A 21,331-nucleotide genomic window follows, 5' to 3' on the forward strand; every position below is an offset into this window, starting at 1 on the left:
GTGAGCAGCCCGCTGCCAGGTGAGTAGCCCGCTCCCCGGTGATGAGTTGTGCCGCCTGCCCGGTTGAGTACACGCCTCACAGCAGGTGCAGGTCCCTGGCCCGGCGTACCGCCTCGGCCCGCCGGGTCGCCCCGAGCTTGCGGTAGAGGCTCTTGAGGTGGGTCTTGACGGTGTTCACCGACAGATACAGGTCGGCGGCGATCTCCTCGGTCGACATCAGCTGCGCCAGCCGTTCGACCACCTCGTGTTCGCGCTCGCTCAGCGGCTCGGTGACCGGCGCGGGCGCGGCGCCCGCGGGTCCGCCCGGCGCGGCGGTGTGTCCGGTCAGTGCGGCCCCCAGCCAGTCGTGGCCACGGGTCAGGGCCGGGCGGCGGCGGGCCAGGCGCCGTAGCCAGGGTCCCGACTCCAGGAAGGGCCGCCGCACTTGCTCGGGCCGGGCCAGGGCGAGGGCCCGGGCGGTCAGGCGCCGGGCGCCCGCTTCGTCGCCGTCCGCGTCGGCGGTCTGCGCCCGCGCGAGCAGCACGCGTACGGTCGTGCCCGGCCCCTCGCCCTGACCGGCGGGGAGCCGTTCGAGCAGGGCGCGGGCCGTTTCGCGGTCCCCCGCGGCGAGTCGGGCGCGGGCCGCCGTCACCGCCGTCTCCGCTCCCCCGTCCACCCCCTCCAGCGTCCGGATCGCGGCCTGGGCGCGGCCCTCGGCGAGCTGGGCGGCGGCCGTCGCCAGGGCGACGCGCTCGTGCAGCCAGGGCGAGGGTTCGACGGGCGGGGGCGGCGGTTCGAGCGCGGCCGCCACCCGCAGTGCCGCCCGCGGCTTTCCCCGGGCGAGCAGCAGACGGGACCGCAGCAGCACCAGCCCGGCCGTGACCAGCGGTTCGCGGGGGGCCGCCGCGGCGGCGTCGAGATGGGTGCGGGCCGCGGCCGGCTCGTCGCGTTCGATCGCTACGGCGGCCAGGACCAGCCGGGCCACGCCGGTACGGTCGGCGGGCGGCAGCCCGGCCCGCTCGGCCTCGGCGACCGCCTCCCGGGCGTGGGTCTCGGCCCGGCCCGGCCATCCGTGGAGAAAGTCGGTCAGGGCCAGTCCGGCGAGGCACTCCTGCCGCAGCGACGCGGTCCCCGGTCCGGCGTCCGCTCGGGCGGCGGCGCTCAGGGCGGACCGCGCGGCCGCCAGGCGCCCCGCCCACAGCCGGGCCGCTCCCAGGTCGGCGAGCAGCAGCGCGGACAGTTCCGGGTAGCGGGCGAGCCGTTCGGCGGGCAGGACCCGGCGGGCCTCCTCGGCGTCCCGGGCGGCGGCCTCCGCACGGTCGGCGGAGCCGGTCGCCCGGGCGGCGCGGACCCTCAGCAGGGCGCAGCTCAGCCGGAGGGCGGCGGAGTCGGGGTGGGCGTCGGCGGGCAGCGTCTCCTCGGCGCGGCGCAGTCGGCCAAGGGCCCGGTCGAGGTCGTGGCAGGCCAGTTCCCGGGCGGCGCGCACCAGGTCCGCGGCGGGTCCGCGGGTGTCGGGGGGCATCCGGGAGAAGAGCGCGCCGAGGCGTTCGGCGTCGAGTCCGGTGAGCAGCCGTCCGATCGCCGGTGCCGTGACCAGCCGGGTGGCGGCCGCTTCCCAGTCACCGGCGTCGGCGGAGTGCGGCAGGGCCTCGGTGAGCAGTCCCGCGTCGGCCAGCCACTGCCCGGCCCGGCGGTGGAGTTCGGGTTCCAGACCGGGGTGCCTGGCCCGCAGATGGACCCGCAGGATCTCGGCGAACAGCGGGTGCAGCCGGTACCAGCCCTGCCCGATGCTCTCGACGAAGGCGTTGGCGCGCCGCAGCGCGTCCAGGAGCGGTTCGGCGTCCTGACGGCCCGTGAGGGCGTCCGCGAGCCCGGGATGGATCCGGTCGAGGACGCTGGTGCGCAGCAGCAGGTCCTGGGTCTCGGCGGGCTGGGTCGCCAGCACCTCGGCGAGCAGGAAGTCGGCGAGGGTGCTGCGGCTCGTCTCGAAGTCCTTCAGAAAGGTCTCCGGGTCGTCGGCACCCTCGGCGGCGAGGATGCACAGTCTGAGTCCGGCCGCCCATCCCCCGGTCCGCCCGGTCAGGGCGCGGGTGCCGTCCGGGGACAGGTCCATGTGGTGGCGGTCGAGCAGCCGGGCGGTCTCCTCGGGGCTCAGGGCGAGGTCGGCTCCGCGGATCTCGGTGACCTGGCCGGCGGCCCGGTACCGGTGCAGCGGCAGCAGCGGCTCCGTACGGCTGATGATCACCAGGCGCAGTCCGCCGCCCGCGTGGCCGAGGACGAAGTGCAGCTGTTCGGCGAGCTCGGCCGAGGTGACGACGCGGTCGAAGGCGTCCAGGACCAGGATCAGGGGCTCGGTCCGCCGGTTCAGCCGGGCGGCGAGTCCGGTCAGCAGGGAGTGGTCCACCGCGCCGGGGCGGGCCGGGCCGCCGATGGCCTCGGGGGTCTGAAGACCCCGGCGGCGCAGGGCTTCCAGGATGTAGGTCCAGAACACTCCGGGAGCCTCGTCGCCGGGTTCCACCGTCAGCCATGCCGCGCGGCCCGGGGCGCCCCCGGTGGTGATCCAGTCGGCGACGAGCAGGGTCTTGCCCGCTCCGGCAGGGCCGTTGACCAGGGTCAGGGGCCCCCGGGCGCCCTCGTCGAGCCGCTCGGTCAGACGGGGCCTGCGCAGATACGCCTCCGGTGGGGCGGGCACGGTGAACCGCGCCGCCAGCAGGGGGTCGCCGTTCGGGGCGGACGGCACCGGGGGCGGCTCCCGGAATCCGCCGGACGGGGGAAGCGGCATGGCAGGTCCACCCATAGCCCTCACCTCGTGCAGCCGGACAGTTCCCGCCAGGATCCTCGCGCCGCGCCGCGGGGGCCGCCATCGGGAAGCGCCCCGTCCGGGCCCGCGCGCGGTGCTCCTGCCGCGCGGGGCCGCGCCGGGACACGCTCGCGCCACCGGCGACCGTTCGGGTGAGAGCGACCGCTCGGGGGAAAGGGGCTGATCGGATGAAAGGGGCTGATCGGGTGAACGGGGCGGGGGAAGGAATGTCCTGCGGGTGCGACCGTGCCCGCCGCGTGCGCAACGTCGTTGCAACGTGCCCTGCGCTGCACTGGGGAGCGTGACCATGGACATGATCCCGCGCGTGGAGCTGACCCCCGCGGCCGCCGAGCTGGTGCGGCGGCTGTGTGCGGACCACGGACCGCTGATGTTCCACCAGTCCGGCGGCTGTTGCGACGGCAGCGCCCCGATGTGCTACCCGAAGGGCGAGTTCCGCACCGGCGGTGCGGATGTGCTGCTCGCCGAGCTGGAGGTCGACGGGGTCGAGGAGCCCGTGGGCTTCTGGATGTCGCGCAACCAGTACGAGGCATGGAGTCATACCCGTCTGATCGTCGACGTGGTGCCCGGCCGGGGCAGCGGCTTCTCCCTGGAAGCACCCGAAGGAGTGCGTTTTCTCATCCGTTCCCGCGTTGTGGACGGCTGAACACCCCGCAGGACACCGCGATCTGCTGCACTTCCCCTGATTCCCACGCAAGTTGACGAGACATCAGGGGGAGGCATGACGCCTCGTGACAGACGGCTGAGAACGGTTCTGACGGTTCTCGTGACATGGAGCGCACTGGCCGGAGCGGCCCTTGCGGGGGCGGCACCGGCCAGTGGTGTGCAGCGCGCCCGGACCCTCGCTCCCGGTGTGCAGTACGGGCAGTTCGACATCCGCGCGGCCCACGGGACGGCCCGCGCCCATCTGGTGACCGTCGATCTGCGCAATCCCCGGGTGCGGATCGACCTGTTGCATCCGGGGGCGGTCGCCGCCCGGGACACCGTCTCGCGCATGGCCGCCCCGCGCCGGGCCGTCGCGGGGATCAACGGCGACTTCTTCGACATCTCCGAGACCCAGCATCCGGGCGTGGCGGCGACCGGCTCCAGCGACGGCCCGGAGATCGCGGGCGGCCATGTGCTCAAGGCCGCCGTGCCGGACGGGCAGCGCTTCGGGCCCGCGCTGCCGCCGGGTGCCGGCACCGAGGATGTGCTCGGGGTGGGCACCGACCGCAGAGCCCGGCTGGACCGGCTGTCCCTCGGCGGTTCCGTGCGCACGCCCCGGGGGCTGCTGACACTGCGCGGTCTCAACCAGTACGCGCTGCCCGAGGGTTCGATCGGGGCGTTCACCCCGGACTGGGGCGGTGTCTCGCGGATGCGTGCGGTCTGCGGCAGCGACACCGACCGGGGCGCGCCGTGCAGCACGGACACCTACGAAGTCACGGTCCGGCGGGGCCGGGTGGTCGCCACCGCCGACCGGCCCGGCGGCGGCCGGATCACCGCGGGCACCACGGTTCTGGTCGGCCGTGAGCAGGGAGCCCGGGAGCTGCGGGCGCTGTACAGGGGCGAGACGGTGCAGGTGCGCGAGCGGCTGGTGGCGGCCTCGTCCGGAGTGCCGTACCGCTTCGCCATCGGCGGCTTCCCCGTGCTGCGGGGCGGTGTTCCGGTGTCCGGACTCGACAACCGGACGTCCGCCGTGCGGACCGCGGTGGGCGTCGGGGACGGCGGGCGGCGCCTGCTGCTCCTCGCGCTCGACGGCGCGTCCGCCTACCGCAGCGGTCTCACCGTCGCCGAACTCGCCGCCGTACTGCGCTCGTTGGGCGCCACCGACGGCTTCAATCTGGACGGCGGCGGTTCCACGACCCTGGTCACCCGGGCGCAGGGCGCGAGCGCGGTGACCGTGCGCAACCATCCCAGCGGGGGCGCCGAGCGCCTGGTGCCCAACGGGGTCGGGGTCTTCCCGGGCTCCTGACGGGTCAGGGGCGCAGGCCCCCGACGATCTCCGCCGTCCCCGCCAGGCCCTGGTGGAGCGCCGGGGCCATGCTGGAACTGGCCAGGCAGAAGCCGAGCAGCATGCAGATCAGGGCGTGTGAGACCTTCAGCGCGCCATTGCGCATGAAGATCACCGCGATGATCAGGAGAAGCAGCACCACAGAGATGGAAACGGCCATCGTCAGCCTCCTTCGCCACGCCCACTTCGTGGCTTTCGGCCGCAAGTGTGGCGTAGTGAAGGGTTGGTCCGGGCGGCTGACATGTCCCCCGATCGTGTGGTTCCCGGGCCGGGTGCGGGCGACCGGCCCGGCCGGGCCGCGTCCGAGCGACGGCCCCGCCCCCTCCCGCGCGACTCCCGCGGCCGGGCCCGCCCCCTCGCGGACGGCGGGCCCGTGCGCCTGCGGCGCCTACAACGGGGGCCGCAGATCCACCAGTTCGGCCAGGGCCGCGCGATGGCGCCCGGCGCTCCCGTAGGCGATGGCGTCCGCCTTGGCCCGCTTGAGATACAGATGGACCGGGTGCTCCCAGGTCATTCCGATACCGCCGTGCAACTGGACGGCCTCCTCGGCGGCATGCACGGCGACGGGGGACGCGTACGCCGCCGCGACCGCGACCGCGACATCGGTGTCCGGGCTGTTAGTGGCAAGTGCGTCGGCGGCGTTGCGGGCGGCGGCGCGCACCCCCACGGTCTCCAGCCACAGCTGGGCCAGCCGGTGCTTGAGGGCCTGGAAACCGCCGACGGGACGGTTGAACTGGGTGCGCTCCTTGAGGTGACGCACCGTCTCGGTCAGGCACCAGTCGGCGACCCCGAGCTGCTCGGAGGCGAGCAGTCCGGCCCCGGCCCGCAGGGCCCGCGTGACGGCCGCCCCGGCGTCCTGGCCGAGCAGGCGCCCGGGCGTTCCGTCGAGGACGACCGCGGCAAGGGGCCGGGTGAGGTCCAGGGACACCCTCGGGGTGACGGTCGCGTCGGCCGCGTCCACCGCGTAGAGAGCGCCGTCACGGGTCGGCACCAGCAGGACGTCGGCGGCGGCAGCGTCCGCGACCACGCCGGTCTCCCCGTACAGCAGCCCGCCTTCCTGCCGTACGGCACCGGGGGCGCCCGCGGGGCCGGAGGCCGGTCCGTGCACCAGCACGGCCACCGTGCGCCCGGTCGCCAGCTCCGCCAGCAGCCCGGTGGCCTCGTCGCCCGCACAGGCCAGCAGGGCTTCGGTGGCCACCACGGCGCTCGTCAGATACGGCACCGGGGCCACCGCGCGCCCCAACTCCTCAAGCACGACGGCGGCTTCGCGGTGGGAGGCGCCCTGTCCGCCCAGGGACTCCGGCACCAGCAGCCCGGCGAGGCCCATCCCTTCGGCGAGCGACGTCCACAGGGCGCGGTCGTGCGGGGCGTCCGACTCGGTACGGGCGAGGACGGCCGCGGCACCGCAGTGGTCCGCGAGGAGGTCGCGGAGGGCGGAGCGCAGCGCCTCTTCCTCCTCCGAGTACAGCAGATCGGGCTGCGGGGGCTGCGGGCTCATCGGGCGAGGTCCTTCCACGCGACGTCCTTGTCGGTGCGCGGCTCGGGGGGCAGGCCCAGGACGCGTTCGGCGACGATGTTCAGCAGGACCTCGCTGGTCCCGCCCTCGATGCTGTTGCCCTTGGCCCGCAGATAGCGGTAGCCCGAGTCGCGGCCGGTGAAGTCGACGAGTTCGGGGCGGCGCAGGGTCCAGTCGTCGTACAACAGGCCCTCCTCGCCGAGGAGTTCCACCTCCAGGCCGCTGATCTCCTGGTTGAGGCGGGCGAAGGCGAGCTTCATGCCGGAGCCCTCGGGGCCGGGCTGGCCCACGGAGAGCTGCTGGCGCAGCCGTTCCCCAGTGAGCCGGACGACCTCGGCCTCGACCCAGAGGGTCAGCAGCCGCTGGTGCAGGTCGTGGGTGCGCAGTTCGGGGCGCTCGCGCCAGGTCGCGGCGACGGGGCCGATCATTCCGCCCTCGCGGGGGATCCGCATCCCGCCGATGGACACGCGTTCGTTCATCAGGGTGGTCTGGGCGACGCGCCAGCCGTCCCCGACCGCGCCGAGGCGGTGGCTGTCGGGGATCCGGACGTCACTGAGGAACACCTCGTTGAACTCGGCCTCCCCGGTGAGCTGCCGCAGTGGGCGGACCTCGACGCCGGGGTCGGTCATGTCGCAGACGAAGTAGGTGATGCCCTGATGCTTGGGCACCTCCGGGTCGGTGCGGGCGATGAGGATGGCCCAGCGGGCGAGATGGGCGCTGGAGGTCCACACCTTCTGCCCGTTGACCACCCAGTCCCCCGCGCCGTCGCGGACGGCCCGGGTGCCGAGCGCCGCGAGGTCGGAGCCCGCGCCCGGCTCGCTGAAGAGCTGGCACCACACCTCCTCGCCGGTCCACAGGGGCCTGAGCCAGCGCCGCTTCTGCTCCTCGGTGCCGTAACGCAGGATGGTCGGCGCGGCCATGCCGAGGCCGATGCCGATGCGCCGGGGGTCGTTGCCGGGTGCGCCCGCGGCGTCGAGTTCGGTGTCGACGACGGTCTGGAGCGAGCGCGGCGCGCCGAGCCCGCCGAGGCCCTCCGGGTAGTGCACCCAGGCCAGTCCGGCGTCGAAGCGGGCCCGCAGGAAGTCGAGGCGGTCGGTGTCCGCGGGCGGGTGCGCGGCCAGCAACGCGCGGACGCGGTCGTGCAGTTCGGCCAGGTCGGTCATACGGCGGCCCCGGCCCCGGCCAGTACGGCGATCCGGCCGATGGTGACACCGTCGGCGACGCGCTGTACGGCGTCCGCGGCCGCGGGCGGCGCCACTCGCTCGCTCACCAGCGGCTTGACGGCACCCCGTGCGGCCAGTTCGGTGAGCTGCTCGTGGCAGTGCCGGATCAGCTGCGGGTTCTTGGTGTTGTACAGGCCCCAGTGCAGACCGAGGATGGAGTAGTTCTTGACGAGGGCGTGGTTGAGGGCGGGGCTGGGGATGGTTCCGCTGGCGAAGCCGACGACGACGATCCGCCCCTCGAAGGCCACCACCTTGGTGGACTGCGTATAGGCCTGGCCGCCGACCGGGTCGTAGACCACATCCACGCCCCGGCCGCCGGTGGCCTCCTTGACGGCGGCGACGACGTCCTCGGAACGGCGGTCGATCACCAGGTCGCAGCCCTGCTCGCGGGCCACGGCGGCCTTGTCGGCGCCGCCGACGACGCCGATGACGGTGGCGCCCGCGGCCTTGCCGAGCTGGACGGCCGCGGTGCCGACCCCTCCGGCGGCGGCGTGGACGAGCAGTGTCTCCCCGGCCTGGAGCGCGGCCCGGCGATGCAGGCCGAACCAGCCCGTCTGGTAGCCGATGTGCAGCGCCGCGGCCTCGGCGTCGTCGAGGGCCTCGGGGGCGGGCAGCACGGCCGCGGCGTCGGCGACGGCGTACTCGGCGAGTCCTCCGTGCGGCAGCGCCGGGGTGGCGATCACCCGCCGTCCGTCCTCGGTCTCGGCGCAGATCTCCAGGCCGGGGGTGAAGGGCAGGGGCGGCTTGACCTGGTACTGCCCGCGGCACAGCAGGGCGTCCGGGAAGTTGATGTTGGCGGCCCGCACCTTCAGCAGCACCTGGCCCTCGCCGGGTACGGGCTGCTCCACCTCTGCCAGCCGCATCACCTTGCTCGGCTCGCCGTTCTCGTGCACTTGCCATGCCTGCATGCGGGGCCTCCAGGGCGGTGCCGGTCGTGTTCGCCTGTCCGGGTCGGTCGCATACTAAGCGGTCGCTTGCCGATCGGGGAACAGCCGGATGCGTCACGTTCGGCGGGGGCGCGCCCTCACATGCATCCGCTCGCCCTGCGGTCCGAACAGACTGAGGAACTCGACCGGCCCCTCCCCCGTCGATCCGAACCAGTGCGGCACCCGGGTGTCGAACTCGGCGGCCTCCCCCGGCCCCAGCACCACATCGTGCTCGCCCAGCACCAGCCGGAGTCTGCCCGAGAGCACATAGAGCCATTCGTAGCCCTCGTGCGTCCGCAGATCCGGGTCGAGCCGGCGCTGCGGCTCCAGCACCTTGAAGGCCTGGAGCCCTCCGGGCTGCCGGGTGAGCGGCCAGTGGGTGCGGCCCTCGCGGACGACCGGCTCCGCGCGCACCCGCGGATCCCGCACCGGCGGGGCGCCCACCAGTTCGTCCAGCGGCACCTCATGGGCCTGGGCGATCGGCAGCAGCAGTTCGAGGCTGGGCCTGCGCAGCCCCGACTCCAGCCGGGACAGCGTGCTGACGGAGATCCCGGTCGCCTCGGAGAGCCCCGCGAGGGTCACCTCCCGCTCCTTGCGCAGCCGCCGCAGCCTCGGGCCCACTTCCGCGAGAACCTCGTCCGTACCCATGGAGCCATTACCCATGGACCCATTGCATTTCCGGCAAACGCGTTTGTCAATGCCGGAAGGCCCTGGGAGGCCCCGCCGAACGCAGGGGTGTGGACCGGCCACCCGCGGTGCACCATGACTGCATGCTCTTCGCCCGGCTGGCCCAGGTGTCCCGGGAGGTCGCCGCCGCATCGGCGCGGTCCCGGAAGATCGCGCTGCTCGGGGAGCTGTTCCGGGACGCCGACGCGGACGACGTCCCGGTCGTCATCCCCCAGCTGGCCGGACGGCTGCCCCAGGGGCGGATCGGCATCGGCTGGAAGCTCCTCGGGCAGCGGATCCCGCCCGCCGCGGAACCCACCCTCACCGTGCGGGAGGTGGACGCCCGGCTGAGCGCGATCGGGGCGCTCACCGGCACGGGCTCCCAGGCCGGGCGCACCCGGCTGGTCGGTGAGCTGCTGGCGGCGGCCACCGAGGACGAACAGCGGTTCCTGACCGGGCTGTTGACCGGTGAGCTGCGCCAGGGCGCCCTGGACGCGCTGGCCGTGGAGGGCCTGGCGGAGGCGACGGGGGCCGCACCGGCCCAGGTCCGGCGGGCGGTCATGCTCGCGGGCTCGCTCCAGACGGTGGCACGGGCCCTGCTCGCCCAAGGACCTGCGGCCCTGGCGGACTTCCGGCTGACGGTCGGGCGGCCCGTCCTGCCGATGCTCGCGCATCCCGCGTCCTCCGTCGCCGAGGCCGTCGGGAAACTGGGCGCCTGCGCCGTGGAGGAGAAGCTCGACGGCATCCGCGTCCAGGTGCACCGGGACGGCGACGGCATCCGCATCCACACCCGCACCCTCGACGACATCACCGACCGGCTCCCGGAGATCTCCGCCGCCGCGCGGGGGCTGGCGGGCGAGCGCTTCATCCTGGACGGCGAGGTCATCGCGCTCGACGAGAACGGGCGGCCGCGGTCCTTCCAGGAGACCGCCGGACGGGTCGGTTCCCGGCTGGACGTGGCGACCGCCGCCGCGGCGGTCCCGGTGTCCCCCGTCTTCTTCGACGCGCTGTCGGTGGACGGCCGGGACCTGCTGGACCTGCCCTTCACCGAGCGCCACCGGGAGCTGGCCCGGCTGGTACCGGAGCCGATGCGGGTGCGGCGCACCCTGGTGGAGGGGCCCGGGGACACGGCCGCCGCGGAGGACTTCCTGCGCGAGACCCTCGACCGGGGGCACGAGGGTGTGGTGGTGAAGGCGCTCGACGCCCCCTACAGCGCGGGGCGGCGCGGGGCCTCCTGGCTCAAGGTCAAGCCGGTGCACACCCTGGATCTGGTGGTGCTGGCGGCCGAGCGCGGCCACGGCCGCCGCACCGGCAAGCTGTCCAATCTGCATCTGGGCGCCCGCACCGCGGACGGCTCCTTCGTGATGCTCGGCAAGACGTTCAAGGGCCTGACGGACGCGATGCTGGCCTGGCAGACCGAGCGCCTGACGGAGCTGGCGGTCGAGGACGACGGGTGGGTGGTGACCGTGCGGCCCGAACTCGTGGTCGAGATCGCCTACGACGGACTCCAGCGGTCCAGCCGCTACCCGGCCGGTGTCACGCTCCGCTTCGCGCGGGTCGTGCGCTACCGGGAGGACAAACGGCCCGAGGAGGCCGACACGGTGGACACGCTGCTGGCGGCCCACCCGGGGGTCCGGCCGTGAGCAGTCGGCCGCGGCGCAGCGCCGGTCTGCTGCTGTTCCGGCGCACCGACGCCGGTCTTGAGGTGCTGCTCGGCCATATGGGCGGCCCGTTCTTCGCCCGCCGCGACGCCGGGGCATGGACCGTGCCCAAGGGCGAGTACGGGCCCGACGAGGCCCCTTGGGAGGCCGCCCGGCGGGAGTTCCGGGAGGAGCTGGGGCTGCCGCCGCCCGAGGGGGACGCCCTGGCGCTCGGCGAGGTGCGGCAGTCGGGCGGCAAGGTGGTCACGGCCTGGGCCGTGGAGGGGGACCTCGACCCGGCGGCGGCCGTCCCCGGAACGTTCACGATGGAGTGGCCCCCGCGCTCCGGGCGCCTGGCGGAGTTCCCCGAACTGGACCGGGTCCGGTGGTTCGGCCTGGAGGCGGCCCGGGAGGTGGTCGTGGCCGCGCAGGCCGCGTTTCTCGACCGGCTCGCGGAGCACTCGGGCTGACAGGATCCGCGTTGCGGCGGCCGCCGTGGCGCGGGAAGGTCGACACAAAGTCTGCTCCCGGGAGGTCAGCCATGCCCATCGCCACCGTCAATCCGGCGACCGGCGAGACACTGGAGACGTACGACGCCCTGGACGCGGCGGAGATCGAGCGCAGGCTCGCCACCGCCGACGCCGCGTTCCGTACGCATCGCACGACCACGTTCGCCGAACGGGCCCTGCGGATGAACCGCGCGGCCGCCCTGCTGGAGGAGGACCAGCAGGACATCGCCCGGCTGATGACCGGGGAGATGGGCAAGCCCGTCAAGCAGGCCCGGGCGGAGGCCGCCAAGTGCGCCAAGGCGATGCGCTGGTACGCGGAGCACGCCGAGGAACTGCTCGCCGACGAGCAGCCCGCCGAGGCCGACGTCAAGGACTCGGGCGCCTCCCGGGTGGTGGTGCGCTACCGGCCGCTCGGCCCGGTCCTCGCCGTGATGCCGTGGAACTTCCCGCTGTGGCAGGTCGTGCGCTTCGCGGCGCCTGCCCTGATGGCGGGCAACGTGGGACTGCTCAAGCACGCCTCGAACGTGCCGGGGACCGCGCTCTACCTGGAGGACCTCTTCCTGCGGGCGGGCTTCGCCGAGGGCTGCTTCCAGACCCTGCTGGTCGGTTCCGGCGCGGTGGAGGGCATCCTGCGCGACCCGCGGATCAGGGCGGCGACGCTCACCGGCAGCGAGCCCGCGGGCCGGGCCGTCGCCGCGGTCGCCGGGGACGAGATCAAGAAGACGGTCCTGGAGCTGGGCGGCAGCGACCCGTTCGTCGTGATGCCGTCCGCGGATGTGGAGCGGGCCGCCGAGGTGGCGGTGACGGCCCGGGTGCAGAACAACGGGCAGTCGTGCATCGCCGCCAAGCGGTTCATCGTGCACACCGAGGTGTTCGACGCGTTCGCCGAGCGGTTCACCGCCCGGATGAAGGCGCTGCGGGTCGGCGACCCGATCGAGGAGGAGACCGAGGTCGGGCCGCTCGCCACCGAGCAGGGCCGCTACGACGTGGAGGAGCTGGTCAAGGACGCGGTCGGCCACGGTGCGGCGGTGCTCTGCGGCGGCGCCCGCCCGGACGGCCGCGGCTGGTACTACCTGCCGACCGTGCTCGCGGAGGTCACCCCCCGGATGCGTATCCACCACGAGGAGGCGTTCGGCCCGGTCGCCACGCTCTACCGGGCGTCGGACATCGACGAGGCGGTGGCGATCGCGAACGACTCACCCTTCGGGCTGAGTTCGAACGTGTGGACACACAACGGCACCGAGGTGGACCGGTTCGTCCGGGACCTCGAGGCAGGCGGGGTGTACGTCAACGGGATGACGGCGTCCCATCCGGCGTTCCCGTTCGGCGGGGTCAAGCGGTCCGGCTACGGCCGCGAGCTGTCCGGCCACGGAATCCGCGAGTTCTGCAACATCACCACCGTATGGCACGGGGCGTGAGGTTTCCGCGGCTACGATCCCTGCTGTGAACCGCGAAGTGACCCTGCCTCTGATCGTCGACGACCACGGCACGTTGCAGGTGGCGGCCGCGGACGTCAGCAAGCTGCTGCGTACGGTCGGCGGCCGCTGGCTGCGGCTGGTCGAGGACGGCGAGGACGGGCTCGACGAGGACACCGTGGCCGCGCTGACCATCGAGCTGGCCAAGCTGGCGGACCGCATCGACGTGGCCTGCATCGCCCACAGCAGCGGCTCGCTGCACTAAGGGCCGTTTTTCCGGCTCTTGCCGCTGCCGCGGGGCCGGCCGTCCCGCGGGGCGGTCAACCCCGCGCGTCCAGCTCCCACAGCGCGTGCCAGAACCGGGTCTCGTAGCCCTGGAGCAGTCGGCCGTGGCGGTGTGCGCGCTCCTCGTCCAGACGGCCGCTCTCCAGCCCCTCCCGGACGGCCTCCTCGGCCCGGCCCGCCAGGTCCGGCGACGGCTCGGCGAAGAAGTCGAAGAAACCGCAGGCCGCGTCGTCGAAGCCGTAGTGATGGCGCAGCGCCGTGGCGATCGACGCGCAGTAGTCGCCCCAGGCGGCGAAGTTGGCGCCGAGGGCCAGGGTGACGTCGGACGGCTCGCCGTTGAGGGCGAGCCAGGCCACATAGGCGGGGTAGCCCTCGCAGTCCGCGGGGCGCTCGTAGGTCCGCGCGGTCTCCTCGGCGCGGCAGGCCGTGGCGTAGCCGCCCAGCCGGTCCTGGGCCTCGGCCTCGCCGTCCGCGAGTGCGGTGAAGAAGGCCGCGCAGGCGGGCGCGTTCCGTGAGCGTTCGGCCAGATGCCGGAAGGCGCGGTGGTCCGAGGCGATGATCTCCCGCTGTTCGAGGGCGAGGGCCGCGAGGGTGGTGGGCCGGGCCGCGCCCCGGGCGATCAGCGGAAGCAGCCGGTTGGCGTGCGGATCGGGGGCGAGCCTGCGGGCGGCCTCCTCCAGCAGTTCCCTGGCCGTGCGCGCCATCGATGTCCTCCTCCGACCGGGCCGCTCCCCGGGCGTGCCCGGAATGTCACTGTCTGTACGTCACTGAAGCGGAGTAACCCGACGAGATATCACCGCCCCGCCGGGTGATCGTGGGTGAAGCCCTCATACGGGTGAACCCCTTCCGCCGGGGGACGGACGAGTTCCCCGCCAAGGCGAAAGAAGGCGCGCTCCATGGCCACTCTGTGCAGACCCGCGGTTTCCGTTCCGGAGTATGTGATCACGATGGAGGAGACGCTGGAGCTGGCGCGCTCCCGCCACGCGGATCACCCGCAACTCCCGCTGGCGCTGCGGCTGATCGAGAACACGGGGGTCCACACCCGGCACATCGTGCAGCCCATCGAGGAGACCCTGAAACACCCCGGCTTCGAGGACCGCAACAAGCTCTACGAGGCCGAGGCGAAGGCGCGGGTCCCCGCGGTGGTCCAGCGGGCCCTGGACGACGCCGAGCTGCTCACCACCGACATCGACGTGATCATCTATGTGTCGTGCACGGGGTTCATGATGCCGTCGCTGACCGCATGGCTGATCAACGAGATGGACTTCGACAGCGACACCCGGCAGATACCCATCGCGCAGCTGGGCTGCGCCGCGGGCGGTGCCGCCATCAACCGGGCCCACGACTTCTGCCGGGCGTATCCGGACGGCAATGCGCTGATCGTGGCCTGCGAGTTCTGTTCGCTGTGCTACCAGCCCACCGATCTGGGGGTCGGCTCACTGCTTTCGAACGGCCTGTTCGGCGACGGCATCGCGGCCGCCGTCGTCCGCGGCAAGGGCGGCACCGGCGTCAAGCTGGAGCGCAACGGCTCGTATCTGATCCCCAAGACCGAGGAGTGGATCGCCTACGACGTCCGGGCGACCGGTTTCCACTTCCTGCTGGACAAGCGGGTACCCGCCACCATGGAGCCGCTCGCCCCGGCCCTTCAGGAGCTGGCCCGCCGGCATGGCTGGGACGCCTCCGACCTGGACTTCTACATCGTGCACGCGGGCGGTCCGCGGATCCTGGACGACCTGAGCAAGTTCCTCCAGGTGCCGTCGGAGGCCTTCCGGTTCAGCCGGGCCACGCTGACCGAGTACGGCAACATCGCGAGCGCCGTCGTCCTGGACGCGCTGCGGCGGCTCTTCGAGGCGGGCGGCCCCGAGCACACCGCGCGCGGGCTGCTGGCCGGTTTCGGGCCGGGCATCACGGCGGAGATGGCGCTGGGCCGCTGGCACGTCTCCAGGAACGGCAGCAACGGCAAGAGGTGAGGCGGCTGCCCGGCGGACCCCGGGACACCGGACCGGCAGACCCCGGGACACGGACCGGCAGACCCCCCGGGACACCGGACCGGCAGACCCCGGGACACGGACCGGCAGACCCCCCGGGACACCGGACCGGGAGGCTCCCTGGACACCCGACCGGGAGGCCCCCGGCGGCGGCCGGGGGCCTCCCGGTCGGCCGGACGCTAGCGGATGGGCATGCCCGAGAGGGTGCGCGCGATCACCAGCCGCTGGATCTCGCTCGTCCCTTCGAAAATCGTGTAGATGGCCGCGTCGCGGTGCATCCGCTCCACCGGGTACTCCCGGGTGTAGCCGTTGCCGCCGAGGATCTGGATGGCCTGGGCGGTGACCTTCTTCGCCGTCTCGCTGGCGAACAGCTTCGACATGGAGCCCTCGGCCGCCGTGAACGGCTTGCCGTTGACCGCCATCCAGGAGGCCCGCCAGACCAGCAGCCGGGCGGCGTCGATCTGGGTCCGCATGTCGGCGAGCTGGAAGGCGACGCCCTGGTTGTCGATGATCGGGCGCCCGAACTGCTCTCGGGTGCGCGCGTAGTCGAGGGCCACCTCGTACGCGGCCCGGGCGGTGCCCACGGCCATCGCGCCGACGGCCGGGCGGGAGGCCTCGAAGGTGGCCATGGCCGCGTTCTTCACCCGCTCGCCGCCCTGCGACTTCGCCTTCTCGCGGGCCCGGGCGAGCCGCTCGTCCAGCTTCTCCTTGCCGCCGAGCAGACAGGAGCCGGGAACGCGCACCTGGTCCAGGACCACCTCGGCGGTGTGCGAGGCGCGGATGCCGTGCTTCTTGAACTTCTGGCCCTGGGAGAGCCCCGGGGTGTTCGGCGGGACGATGAAGGAGGCGTGGCCCTTGGAGCCCAGCTCCGGGTCGACGGCCGCGACCACGACATGGACGTTGGCTATGCCGCCGTTGGTGGCCCAGGTCTTGGTGCCGTTGATCACCCACTCGTCCTTCGCCTCGTCGTAGACGGCGCGGGTGCGCAGGGAGGCGACGTCGGAGCCGGCGTCGGGCTCCGAGGAGCAGAAGGCGGCCACCTTGACGTCGTTGGCGTCGCCGTACATCTGGGGGATCCAGGTGCCGATCTGCTCCTCGGTGCCGTTGGCCATGACGCCGACGGCCGCGAGGCCGGTGCCGACGATCGACAGCGCGATGCCCGCGTCGCCCCAGAACAGCTCCTCCAGGGCCATGGGGATGCCGAGGCCGGTGGCGTCGAAGTACTGCTGGGCGTAGAAGTCCAGGGAGTAGATGCCGACCTTGGCGGCCTCCTGGATGACCGGCCAGGGAGTCTCCTCACGCTCGTCCCATTCGGCGGCAGCGGGACGGATCACATCGGCGGCGAAGCCGTGCAGCCAGTCCCGGACCTCCCGCTGTTCGTCGTTGAGCTCCATGGTGAACTCGGCCATGTCCCCTCCAGCACTGCGCCGTTCTGTTACTTTCGGTAACTTCAGTGTGTTACTCGCCAGTAGGAGAAGTCAACTCCCCCACCCGGGCGCCCGTCGGCAGCCGACGGTCGGCAGCTCGTTCGATACCGACCCGCCTTTCGGTGTTAGTTTGCGCAGGCGTCACCGATACAGCACGGGTGGGGAGAGATCATGGACACCACGCAGCGGGCCGAGCAGCAGCGGTCCGCCGACCGCCGACGGCGCGAGCTGCTGGAGGCCGCCGACCGGGTGGTGCTGCGCGACGGCCCCGGCGCCTCGATGAACGCCATCGCCGCCGAGGCCGGCATCACCAAGCCGATCCTCTACCGCCACTTCGGCGACAAGGGCGGCCTCTACGCCGCGCTCGCCAAGCGCCACACGGACGCGCTGCTCGCCTCGCTGCGGGCGGCACTGGACGCCCCGGCGGAGCGGCGGGAGCGGGTGGAGGCCACCCTCGACACCTATCTCGCGGCCATCGAGGCCCGGCCGCAGGTCTACCGCTTCCTGATGCATCCGGCGGAGGGCGGCTCGCCGAGCGACCACGGCTTCGACACCGGGCGGCACTCCATCCCGGTGCTGCGCCGGATGGGCGAGGAACTCGCCCAGGTCATCGAGGAGCGGCTGGACCTCGGGCCGGGCACCCACCAGCTCGCCCGGGTGTGGGGCCATGGCATCGTCGGCATGATGCACGCCGCGGGAGACTGGTGGCTGGGCGAACGGCCGTGTTCCCGGGCGGAGTTGGTGCGCATCCTGGCGGACCTGCTCTGGGGGCGGCTGGCCGCCGCCGGGGACCGGGTGGGAGGCCCCGGGTTCTGAGGTTCCCCGGGGCCGCGGCGGCCGGTCGCACGACGTACGACCGGCCGGGCGCTCCCCGGGGCGTGCCGGGGCGTGCCCTAACGGGGCGCCCTGCGGCGCCACTGCCGCATCGCCCTGCGCTGCCGCCAGCCGCCGAGCCGGTCCACGTACAGGCCGCCGTCGAGGTGGTCGCACTCGTGTTGCAGGCACCGCGCGAACCACCCGGTCCCCTCCACCCGGACCGGCTCGCCGTCCGCGGTGAACCCCTCGACGACCGCGCGGTCGTAGCGCTCCGTGCCCGCCTCCACGCCCGGCAGGGACAGGCAGCCCTCCGGCCCGCGGAGCACCACACCGTCCGCCTCGACCAGCCGCGGGTTCACCACATGCCCGAGATGGCGCACGTCCTCGTCGTCCGGGCAGTCGTAGACGAACACCCGCAGCCCCTCGCCGATCTGGTTCGCCGCCAGTCCCACGCCCCGCTCGGCGTACATGGTGGCGAACATGTCCTCGACGAGCCGGGACAGTTCGGGGCCGAAGTCGGTGACCTCCGCGCCCGGGGCGCGCAGCACCGGGTCGCCGAGCAGGGTGAGGGACCGGACGCGGCCTTTGGCGCCCGGGAGGGAACGGTGTCGCATGGCGGCAAGGGTACGGTCGTCAGGGTCGCGCGGGCGCCGGGGTGGTGCCGCGGTTCGGGCGCATGAGCGGATCTCGATAGGCTGAGGTCCGCGCGTTGCCGGGACTGGGCGCGGCGCCGTACGCAAGGAGGATCGAGAACTGATGGCAGGCAACTCGGACCCGCTGACGCCGCGGGCCAAGCTGGCCGTGACCGCGGGCAAGGCGGTCGCTGCGGCATCGCGCGCCGCGGGGCGCGGCAGCGGATCGGTGATCGGCGGCCGAGTGGCACTCAAACTCGACCCCGATCTGCTGGCCCGGCTCGCCCAGCACCTGGACGTCGTCCTGGTCTCGGCGACCAACGGCAAGACGACCACCACCCGGCTGATCGCGGAGGCGCTGCGCGCCGCGGGCCCGGTCGTCTCCAACGCGCTCGGCGCGAACATGCCCGCGGGCATCACCTCGGCGCTGGCCGGTGGCTCGGAGGCGAAGTTCGCCGTCATCGAGGTGGACGAGAAGTACCTCGCCGGGGTCGCCCGGGACACCGACCCCAAGTGCATCGCGCTGCTCAACCTCTCGCGCGACCAGCTCGACCGCGCCGCCGAGACCCGGATGCTCGCCGAGAACTGGCGTGAGGGCCTGGCCGGATCCAAGGCCGTGGTGGTCGCCAACGCCGACGACCCGCTGGTGGTGTGGGCCGCGTCGTCCTCACCGAATGTGATCTGGGTCGCGGCCGGGCAGATGTGGAAGGACGACGCCTGGTCCTGCCCGTCCTGCGGCGGTGTGATGCAGCGCCCCGGCGACGACTGGTTCTGCGGCGAGTGCGGTTTCCGCCGCCCGACCCCGTCCTGGGTGCTGTCGGGCGACCACGTCCTCGACCCGCACGGCTCCGCCTGGCCGATCCACCTCCAGCTGCCGGGCCGCGCCAACAAGGCCAACGCCACCAGCTCGGCAGCCGTCGCCGCCGTCTTCGGGGTGCCGCCGCAGGTCGCGCTGGAGCGCATGTACCAGGTGCAGGCGGTGGCCGGACGCTATGACGTGGTCCAGTTCCAGGGCCGCGACCTGCGGCTGCTGCTCGCGAAGAACCCGGCCGGGTGGCTGGAGACCTTCTCGTTGATCGACCCGCCGCCGACCCCGGTGATCCTGTCGGTGAACGCACGCGGCGCGGACGGCACCGACACCTCCTGGCTGTGGGACGTCGACTACACGCGGCTGACCGGGCACCCGATCTTCGTCGTCGGCGACCGCAAGCTGGACCTCGCCGTGCGTCTGGAGGTCGCGAACCAGTCCTTCCAGGTCTGCGACGACCTCGACCAGGCTGTCCAGCTCGCCCCGCCGGGCCGGATCGAGGTCATCGCGAACTACACCGCGTTCCAGGACCTGCGCCGCCGTGTCGGCAACTGACCACGAAGGACGATCATCGATGAGTGACAACAGCCTGCGTCTGGTGTGGATCTACCCGGACCTGCTGAGCACCTACGGCGACCAGGGCAACGCGCTCGTGGTGGAGCGCCGGGCCCGCCAGCGCGGCCTGGACGTGGCCCGCCTGGACGTGCGCAGCGACCAGCCGATCCCCACCTCCGGCGACATCTATCTGATCGGCGGCGGCGAGGACCGTCCGCAGCGGCTCGCGGCCGAGCGGCTGCGCCGCGACGGCGGCCTGTACCGGGCCGTGGAGAACGGCGCGATCGTCTTCTCCGTCTGCGCCGGGTACCAGATCCTCGGCCACGAGTTCATCAACGACCTCGGGCAGCGCGAGCCGGGCCTCGGTCTGCTGGACGTGGTGTCGGTGCGCGGGGAGGGCGAGCGCTGCGTCGGCGACGTCCTCGGGGACATCGACCCGCGGCTGGGCCTGCCCCCGCTCACCGGCTTCGAGAACCACCAGGGCGTCACGCACGTGGGCCCCAACGCCCGCCCTCTGGCGCAGGTGCGGCTCGGCAAGGGCAACGGCACCGGTGACGGTACGGAGGGCGCGTACAACGGGACGGTGTTCGGCACCTACATGCACGGGCCCGTCCTCGCGCGCAACCCGCTGATCGCGGACCTGCTGCTGAAGCTGGCGCTCGATGTCAACGCCCTTCCGCCGACGGACGACCGCTGGTACGAGGCGCTGCGCAACGAGCGGATCGCGGCCGCGGAGCAGCCCGCCTAGGCCCTCGGCCGAGCGCTCCCGGAACGGCCGCGCGCAGACCGCCCGGCGGGCCCGTACACCTCGCGGTCCGCCGGGGGTCACCGGCCCGTCTGACAGGGCATCCGCACAGGTGAGCGGGCGCATCCAGCAGGCGGACGCATCGTGCTGCCCGGGCCCCGCCGCCGGTAGGCTGGCGGGGATCGAGCCGGACAACGTGGTCCGGACCCGGCTCACGTGGAGAAGGTTGTTTCGGGCTATGCGCATTGGTGTCCTCACGTCCGGCGGCGACTGCCCCGGCCTGAACGCCGTCATCCGGTCCGTCGTGCACCGCGCCGTCGCCGACCACGGCGACGAGGTCATCGGCTTCCGGGACGGCTGGAAGGGCCTCCTGGAGTGCGACTACCTCAAGCTCGACCTGGACGCGGTGGGCGGCATCCTGGCCCGCGGCGGCACGATCCTCGGCTCCTCCCGGGTCCGTCCGGAGCATCTGCGGGACGGCGTGGAGCGGGCCCGGGGCCATGTCGAGGAGCTGGGCATCGACGCGATCATCCCGATCGGCGGTGAGGGCACGCTCAAGGCGGCCCGGCTGCTGTCCGACAACGGGCTGCCGATCGTCGGCGTACCCAAGACCATCGACAACGACATCGCCGTCACGGACGTCACCTTCGGCTTCGACACCGCGGTGGGCGTGGCGACCGAGGCCCTGGACCGGCTGAAGACCACCGCCGAGTCCCATCAGCGAGTGCTGATCGTGGAGGTCATGGGCCGCCACACCGGCTGGATCGCGCTGCACTCCGGCATGGCCGCCGGGGCCCACGCCATCGTGGTGCCGGAACGCCCCTTCGACATCGAGGAGTTGACGGCCCGGGTCGGGGCCCGGTTCGACGCCGGGAAGCGGTTCGCGATCGTGGTGGCCGCCGAGGGCGCCAAGCCGAGGGCGGGCTCCATGGAGTTCGACGAGGGCGGCAAGGACATCTACGGTCACGAGCGCTTCGCGGGCATCGCCCGTCAGCTCTCGGTCGAGCTGGAGCAGCGGCTCGGCAAGGAGGCCCGTCCGGTGATCCTCGGGCACGTCCAGCGGGGCGGCACCCCGACGGCGTACGACCGCGTCCTGGCCACCCGCTTCGGCTGGCACGCGGTGGAGGCGGCGCACCGCGGCGAATTCGGCAGGATGACCGCGCTGCGCGGCACCGACATCGTGATGGTGCCGCTGGCCGAGGCCGTGGAGACGCTGAAGACGGTGCCCGGGGAGCGGTACGCCGAGGCCGAGTGCGTGCTGTAGCACGGGACCGCTCCCGCCCGGTGCGGGGTTGATCGCGTACGGAGTCCAGCCAGTCCGCCCCCGGTCGCAGCCGCGGCCGGGGGCGGTTCTACCCTGGTGCGGACAGACAGCGCACAACCCCCACGAATC

At 73.3% G+C, this 21,331-nt stretch carries 19 protein-coding genes and 1 pseudogene; 11 read left to right on the forward strand and 9 right to left on the reverse strand.

Annotated features, from left to right (window positions below; genetic code table 11):
- Positions 1-76 precede the first annotated feature (76 nt).
- A complete protein-coding gene (locus ACIHAA_RS24860; RefSeq protein WP_399820756.1) occupies positions 77-2,761 on the reverse strand; it encodes a LuxR C-terminal-related transcriptional regulator in 2,685 nt (894 codons plus the stop codon).
- Positions 2,762-3,086: 325 nt separating this feature from the next.
- On the opposite strand from ACIHAA_RS24860, the gene ACIHAA_RS24865 reads away from it, so the two are divergent.
- Both ACIHAA_RS24865 and ACIHAA_RS24870 read left to right on the forward strand, forming a co-directional pair.
- Positions 3,087-3,443 carry a DUF779 domain-containing protein gene (locus ACIHAA_RS24865; RefSeq protein WP_399820849.1) on the forward strand — a complete coding sequence of 119 codons (357 nt, stop codon included), beginning with the start codon at positions 3,087-3,089 and terminating at the stop codon, positions 3,441-3,443.
- 75 nt (positions 3,444-3,518) lie between these two features.
- The gene (locus ACIHAA_RS24870) at positions 3,519-4,748 is read left to right on the forward strand and encodes a phosphodiester glycosidase family protein (protein ID WP_399820758.1); all 1,230 of its coding nucleotides are present in this window, start codon (positions 3,519-3,521) and stop codon (positions 4,746-4,748) included.
- 4 nt (positions 4,749-4,752) lie between these two features.
- Here the strand turns inward: ACIHAA_RS24870 and ACIHAA_RS24875 are convergent, their stop codons facing one another.
- The 5 genes from ACIHAA_RS24875 to ACIHAA_RS24895 form a co-directional block, all read right to left on the reverse strand.
- On the reverse strand, positions 4,753-4,947 hold the full coding sequence (locus ACIHAA_RS24875) for a hypothetical protein (RefSeq protein WP_399820760.1): 195 nt from the start codon (positions 4,945-4,947) through the stop codon (positions 4,753-4,755).
- Positions 4,948-5,175: 228 nt separating this feature from the next.
- A complete protein-coding gene (locus ACIHAA_RS24880) occupies positions 5,176-6,285 on the reverse strand; it encodes an acyl-CoA dehydrogenase family protein (protein ID WP_399820762.1) in 1,110 nt (369 codons plus the stop codon).
- Positions 6,282-7,466 carry an acyl-CoA dehydrogenase family protein gene (locus ACIHAA_RS24885; protein ID WP_399820764.1) on the reverse strand — a complete coding sequence of 395 codons (1,185 nt, stop codon included), beginning with the start codon at positions 7,464-7,466 and terminating at the stop codon, positions 6,282-6,284. Before ACIHAA_RS24885 ends, ACIHAA_RS24880 begins: the two co-directional genes overlap by 4 nt.
- Positions 7,463-8,434 carry an NADPH:quinone oxidoreductase family protein gene (locus ACIHAA_RS24890; RefSeq protein WP_399820765.1) on the reverse strand — a complete coding sequence of 324 codons (972 nt, stop codon included), beginning with the start codon at positions 8,432-8,434 and terminating at the stop codon, positions 7,463-7,465. Before ACIHAA_RS24890 ends, ACIHAA_RS24885 begins: the two co-directional genes overlap by 4 nt.
- A 93-nt stretch (positions 8,435-8,527) precedes the next feature.
- Positions 8,528-9,100 carry a helix-turn-helix domain-containing protein gene (locus ACIHAA_RS24895; protein ID WP_399820850.1) on the reverse strand — a complete coding sequence of 191 codons (573 nt, stop codon included), beginning with the start codon at positions 9,098-9,100 and terminating at the stop codon, positions 8,528-8,530.
- A 122-nt stretch (positions 9,101-9,222) separates the two neighbouring features.
- Here ACIHAA_RS24895 and ACIHAA_RS24900 point away from each other — a divergent pair, with 122 nt between their 5' ends.
- From ACIHAA_RS24900 to ACIHAA_RS24915, 4 genes are all read left to right on the forward strand, one after another.
- A complete protein-coding gene (locus ACIHAA_RS24900; RefSeq protein WP_399820767.1) occupies positions 9,223-10,761 on the forward strand; it encodes an ATP-dependent DNA ligase in 1,539 nt (512 codons plus the stop codon).
- Positions 10,758-11,228 carry an NUDIX domain-containing protein gene (locus tag ACIHAA_RS24905; RefSeq protein ID WP_399820768.1) on the forward strand — a complete coding sequence of 157 codons (471 nt, stop codon included), beginning with the start codon at positions 10,758-10,760 and terminating at the stop codon, positions 11,226-11,228. The genes ACIHAA_RS24900 and ACIHAA_RS24905 overlap by 4 nt, the downstream gene beginning before the upstream one ends.
- A 71-nt stretch (positions 11,229-11,299) precedes the next feature.
- Positions 11,300-12,685, forward strand: a complete 1,386-nt coding sequence (locus ACIHAA_RS24910; protein WP_399820770.1) for an NADP-dependent succinic semialdehyde dehydrogenase — start codon at positions 11,300-11,302, stop codon at positions 12,683-12,685.
- A gap of 25 nt (positions 12,686-12,710) precedes the next feature.
- Positions 12,711-12,947, forward strand: a complete 237-nt coding sequence (locus tag ACIHAA_RS24915; protein ID WP_399820772.1) for a DUF6213 family protein — start codon at positions 12,711-12,713, stop codon at positions 12,945-12,947.
- 55 nt (positions 12,948-13,002) lie between these two features.
- Here the strand turns inward: ACIHAA_RS24915 and ACIHAA_RS24920 are convergent, their stop codons facing one another.
- Positions 13,003-13,671 (reverse strand): transcriptional regulator, encoded by a 669-nt coding sequence (locus ACIHAA_RS24920; protein WP_399820774.1) that lies wholly within the window; start codon positions 13,669-13,671, stop codon positions 13,003-13,005.
- Positions 13,672-13,854: 183 nt separating this feature from the next.
- Between ACIHAA_RS24920 and ACIHAA_RS24925 the strand changes: the two are divergent.
- Positions 13,855-14,937 (forward strand): annotated as a pseudogene (locus ACIHAA_RS24925) (type III polyketide synthase); the annotation flags it as partial.
- A gap of 197 nt (positions 14,938-15,134) precedes the next feature.
- On the opposite strand, the gene ACIHAA_RS24930 reads toward ACIHAA_RS24925, so the two are convergent.
- Positions 15,135-16,364 carry an acyl-CoA dehydrogenase family protein gene (locus tag ACIHAA_RS24930; protein ID WP_399820776.1) on the reverse strand — a complete coding sequence of 410 codons (1,230 nt, stop codon included), beginning with the start codon at positions 16,362-16,364 and terminating at the stop codon, positions 15,135-15,137.
- A gap of 189 nt (positions 16,365-16,553) precedes the next feature.
- Between ACIHAA_RS24930 and ACIHAA_RS24935 the strand changes: the two genes are divergently transcribed.
- On the forward strand, positions 16,554-17,198 hold the full coding sequence (locus tag ACIHAA_RS24935; RefSeq protein WP_399820778.1) for a TetR family transcriptional regulator: 645 nt from the start codon (positions 16,554-16,556) through the stop codon (positions 17,196-17,198).
- 77 nt (positions 17,199-17,275) lie between these two features.
- On the opposite strand, the gene def is transcribed toward ACIHAA_RS24935, so the two are convergent.
- Entirely contained in the window at positions 17,276-17,812 is a 537-nt protein-coding gene (gene def / locus ACIHAA_RS24940) for a peptide deformylase (RefSeq protein WP_399820780.1), read from the reverse strand.
- Positions 17,813-17,954: 142 nt separating this feature from the next.
- Here def and ACIHAA_RS24945 point away from each other — a divergent pair, with 142 nt between their 5' ends.
- From ACIHAA_RS24945 to ACIHAA_RS24955, 3 genes are all read left to right on the forward strand, one after another.
- On the forward strand, positions 17,955-19,193 hold the full coding sequence (locus ACIHAA_RS24945; protein WP_399820782.1) for a MurT ligase domain-containing protein: 1,239 nt from the start codon (positions 17,955-17,957) through the stop codon (positions 19,191-19,193).
- 19 nt (positions 19,194-19,212) lie between these two features.
- Complete coding sequence (locus tag ACIHAA_RS24950) at positions 19,213-19,941, forward strand: type 1 glutamine amidotransferase (RefSeq protein ID WP_399820785.1); 729 nt, start codon at positions 19,213-19,215, stop codon at positions 19,939-19,941.
- A 235-nt stretch (positions 19,942-20,176) separates the two neighbouring features.
- Positions 20,177-21,202: a 6-phosphofructokinase gene (locus ACIHAA_RS24955; protein ID WP_399820787.1), complete on the forward strand. Its 1,026-nt coding sequence runs from the start codon at positions 20,177-20,179 to the stop codon at positions 21,200-21,202.
- The last annotated feature ends 129 nt before the right edge of the window (positions 21,203-21,331 follow it).

This window comes from Streptomyces sp. NPDC052040 (assembly GCF_044548405.1).
Taxonomy (GTDB): Bacteria; Actinomycetota; Actinomycetes; order Streptomycetales; family Streptomycetaceae; genus Streptomyces.